Origin of the sequence: Synechococcus sp. R55.8 (assembly GCF_047461895.1) — a bacterium.
In the GTDB taxonomy this organism is placed as follows: domain Bacteria; phylum Cyanobacteriota; class Cyanobacteriia; order Thermostichales; family Thermostichaceae; genus Thermostichus.
Window position 1 is genome coordinate 1 of record NZ_JANSIB010000144.1, and the last position, 4,371, is coordinate 4,371.

The following is a 4,371-nucleotide window of genomic DNA, read 5'->3' on the forward strand; positions in this document are numbered from 1 at the left end:
TTTCCATGACAGGATGGTAGGGATCCCGCCCCCCGGTGCATCAGATGGTTGCCCAAGCTGCTCCTACTGCCTACGAGGCCCAAACCCAAGCTCTCGCCCAATCTTTGTTGGCCTCTCTTTGGGGAGAGAAGCGATCCCTGCTGGCCCAGTGGCGGGATCAACTGCGCTGGGAGGACAAGCTGCTGGCCTGGGCGATGGAAAACCCCCACTTGCGCACCCAGTTGTTCCGCTTGATTGATGTCTTGCCCAGCTTGAAAAGCAAGGCTGAGGTGGCCCGCCATTTGCAGGAGTATCTTTCAGATCGGGCGGTGGAATTGCCGGGAATGCTGAAAAGCCTGCTCAACTTTGCAGACCCCGACTCCCTGCCAGGGCAGTTGGCTGCCACCACCCTAACCGCTGCCGTGGAAGCCTTGGCCCGTCGATACATTGCCGGAGAAACCCTGCAGCAAGTCAGCAAAACTCTGGAAGCTCTGCACCGGCAGGGTATGGCTTTCACGCTGGATTTGCTGGGGGAAGCCGTCATCACCGAAGCGGAAGCCCAATCCTATCTGGATCGCTATCTGCAGGTGATGGAGCATTTGGCAAAGATGGTCAAAACCTGGCCACAACCGCAGCCGGTGCCGCAAGTGTCGGTAAAGCTGACAGCCTTCTATTCCCAGTTCGATCCCATCGATCCCCTGGGGGCCAAAGCCAAAGTGGGGGAACGGATTCGCATCCTGTTGCGCCGGGCAGAAGCTCTGGGAGTCGGGATCCATTTCGACATGGAGCAGTACCGCTACAAATCCCTCACCCTGGCCATTTTGCAGGAGCTGCTGCTGGAGCCGGAGTTCAAAAGCCGCACCGACGTTGGCCTGACGCTGCAGGCCTACCTGCGGGATAGCTACACCGATCTGCAAAACCTGATCGCCTGGGCCAAAGAGCGGGGATCCCCGGTGACGGTGCGCTTGGTCAAGGGGGCCTACTGGGATCAAGAGACCATCCTGGCGGCGCAAAAGCACTGGCCACAGCCGGTTTACAACAGCAAGTCTGCTACCGACGCCAACTTCGAGCGCATGACCCAGCTTTTGTTGGAGCACCACACCCATCTCCACGCCGCCATCGCCAGCCACAATGTGCGCTCTCAGGCCAAAGCCATCGCCATCGCCCAAGCCCTGGAGGTGCCCCAGTCTGCTTTTGAACTGCAGGTGCTCTATGGCATGGCCGATCCCCTGGCCAAGGCCTTGGTGCAGAAGGGACAGCGGGTGCGGGTGTACTGCCCCTACGGGGAGCTGCTGCCGGGTATGGCCTACCTGATCCGGCGTTTGCTGGAAAACACCGCCAACACCTCTTTTCTGCGGCAAAGCGTTCAGGGCTACAACCCCGAGCAGCTGTTGGCCCCGCCGGTCTTGGACGAGGGATCCGTTTTCCAAGCTCCTTCTCTCTCGTTTGCCGCCGCTCCCGATACGGATTTCAGCCAGCCCCAGCAGCGGGATCCCTTTTTTCAGGCATTGGACGAGATCCGGCCTCAACTGGGTCAGAGGGTTCAGCCCTGGATTGCCGGAGAATATCGCCCCACTCGACAAGCCATGCTCTCCCTCAACCCTGCGGATCCCCAACAGGTGGTAGCGGAAATTGGGTTGACCGATCTGGAACAGGTGGAGCAAGCCTTGGCAGCGGCCCAGGCCAGCTTTCCCATCTGGAGACGCACCCCCGTTGCCGTGAGGGCGGGGATCCTGCGACGGGTGGCGGAGCAAATCGAAGCCCAGCGGGCGGAGCTGGCTGCCTGGATGGTGCTGGAGGTGGGCAAGCCCATTGCCCAGGCCGATGGGGAAGTTTCCGAGGCCATCGATTTTTGCCGCTACTACGCCCAACAGATGGAGGCTCTGGAGCGGGGACGGGAGTGCAACCTGCCCGGCGAAACCAACCATTACCACTACCAGCCCCGCGGTGTGGCGGTGGTGATCGCCCCCTGGAACTTCCCCCTCTCCATCCCCTGTGGCATGACGGCAGCGGCTCTGGTGGCCGGGAATTGTGTGCTGCTTAAACCGGCAGAACAATCCTCGCTGATCGCGGCCAAGCTGGCGGGCTTTATCCTCAAGGCGCTGGAGGAAGCCGGGATCCCGGAGGGTGTCTTTCAATTCCTGCCGGGGGTGGGCGAAGCCATTGGCCCCCTGTTGGTTCAAGACTGGCGGGTGCACCTGATTGCCTTCACCGGATCCCAGGCGGTGGGTTGCCAGATCCTCGCCCAAGCCGCGCAACTGCAGCCGGGCCAGCACCACATCAAACGGGTCATTGCCGAGATGGGGGGCAAAAACGCCATCCTCATCGACGAAAGCGCCGACCTGGATCAGGCGGTCAAAGGAGTGGTCAACTCCGCCTTTGGCTACAGTGGCCAGAAATGCTCCGCCTGCTCGCGGGCGATCGTTTTGCAGTCCATTCACGACCTGTTCTTGGGGCGGCTCATCGAGGCGGTGCGCTCTTTAAATGTGGGGGATCCAGCCCACCCCAGCACCCAAGTTGGCCCGGTCATCGATGCAGAGGCCCAAGCTCGCCTGCAACAGGCCATTCAATCGGCTAAGGCTGATGCCCGCCTCGACCTCAGCCTGCCCGTGCCGGAAAAAGGCTACTTCGTCGGCCCCACTGTGTTCAGCCAGGTGGATCCCCAGTCAGAGCTGGCGCAGCGGGAGCTGTTTGGCCCGGTTTTGGCGGTGATCTCAGCGCCGGACTTTTCTTCTGCTCTGCAGATGGCCAATGCCACCCCCTACGCCCTCACCGGCGGTCTCTACAGCCGCACCCCTTCCCACATTCAACAGGCTCGCCAGGACTTTGCCGTCGGCAACCTCTACATCAACCGCGAGATCACCGGGGCGTTGGTGGAGCGGCAGCCCTTCGGCGGCTTCAAGCTCTCCGGCGTGGGATCCAAAGCCGGCGGCCCCGACTACCTGCTGCAATTTTTAGAGCCGCGCACCGTAACCGAAAACACGCAACGGCAGGGCTTTGCTCCCATCGAGGGATCCTGAGGATAGGGCTTGGGAAAGCTCATTGGACAGGCTTGGCCACATCCCCAACCTTGAAGCCTGCCCCGCTGAGAATGCGTCCCACGCTGGAGCCGTCATCCACTTCCGTCAGTTGGATCTGTCCGGCTGGCTCGGTCAATTTGCGCAAAACGGCCCCCGTGGCCGGATCCTTCACCTCGCGGACGACGCGCTCCACAGAAAGAATCAATCCCACCCGATAGCCATCGCGGCTGCCCTTGTTCAGGATCACCTGGTTGCCGTAGACATCCGCCACCAAGGCGTCAACCGTTGGCAGAGAGCGAGGCTGAGCTGCCAAGCGCCCGGCAAAACCGGCCAACTGCTGGGCAATTTGCTCCACCGCTTGTTGGCTTGCCAATACCAACAGCTTCTCTTCGTTGCTGGTGGCGGATCCCCCGCCAAAGCCGGCAACCGTGACCGTGCTATCCGACTGGCTGGCGTTGCCTTTGCCCTCGACCACGGCCAAGATCTCGGCAGTACTGGTGCTCACCAAGCGGGCATTCAGCTGCACGTTGGCATCGGCATCCACCGACTCAGCCCCCACCGCCAGCGGGAAGCTGCCAAAGGGGGTCAAGACCGGTGCCCCACCCCCAGAACGGCGCACCGACACATCAAACTGGGTCACACTGCCGAGGATCACCGCATCGACCCCTAGGATCCGGCCTACCTGAGCAGCGGTGTTGGCATCCAGTCGCCCGGATAGACCCAGGTTCTGCTCGGCCAAGATCGCGTCCAGCCGCGAGCGCTCGATGACGGAAAAGGTGCCATCTCTCACCAGCCGATCCACCAACAGGTCGCTCACCCCCCGCGAAGCCTCGCGGAAGCTGTAGGGGTTGCTGAGGCTGCTGAAATCAAAGTCCAAGACTGCAATCCGAGGACGGGATGTGGGTTGCGGCGCTTGTCCCACCTGTCTGGGGGCAGAGAGGGTGCAGCGAATGTCTTGGGGAAATTGCTGGCAGAGGGCTGGATTGGCGGATTGGGCCACCACCGGGATCCCTGTCCAGCCTAGGCTTACCAAAGGGATCCCGAACAGCAAAACGGAAGAGAGGTTGCGCATGGTTAAACGATCTCCTAGATCTGGGAAGTGGCCACAGTTACTCTCAGCTTGCACCCAAAAGAGCTTCAGGGCGGTGACCGGTATCACCTGGCAGCTAAGGGCTAAGGATCCTGACGTCGCCTGTTCCCAGAAGATGCCCTACACTCTACCGACTACAAGGTTGTTGAAAAAAGGGATTGAGAAGGTTTGTATAGAAGAGTTGACAAATCTCAACCCTGTTGAGCAAAGGTACTCGCTCTCTGCAATTGACATCCTCCCCGGCCTGAAGGCCGGAGATTCCTACCACGCTGCGCATGGATG

3 protein-coding genes are annotated in these 4,371 nt (G+C 60.9%); 2 read left to right on the forward strand and 1 reads right to left on the reverse strand.

Translation table 11 applies throughout. The features are described from left to right. The first annotated feature begins 44 nt into the window (after positions 1–44). Complete coding sequence (pruA, locus tag NW829_RS11750; RefSeq protein WP_414417155.1) at positions 45–2,999, forward strand: L-glutamate gamma-semialdehyde dehydrogenase; 2,955 nt, start codon at positions 45–47, stop codon at positions 2,997–2,999. 19 nt (positions 3,000–3,018) lie between these two features. Here the strand turns inward: pruA and NW829_RS11755 are convergent, their stop codons facing one another. Next, positions 3,019–4,071, reverse strand: a complete 1,053-nt coding sequence (locus NW829_RS11755) for a CsgG/HfaB family protein (protein WP_414417156.1) — start codon at positions 4,069–4,071, stop codon at positions 3,019–3,021. Between NW829_RS11755 and NW829_RS11760 the strand changes: the two genes are divergently transcribed. After that, a partial coding sequence (locus NW829_RS11760; RefSeq protein ID WP_414417157.1) for a hypothetical protein occupies positions 4,070–4,371 on the forward strand: 302 nt, incomplete at its 3' end. The two genes, NW829_RS11755 and NW829_RS11760, sit on opposite strands and share 2 nt — an antisense overlap.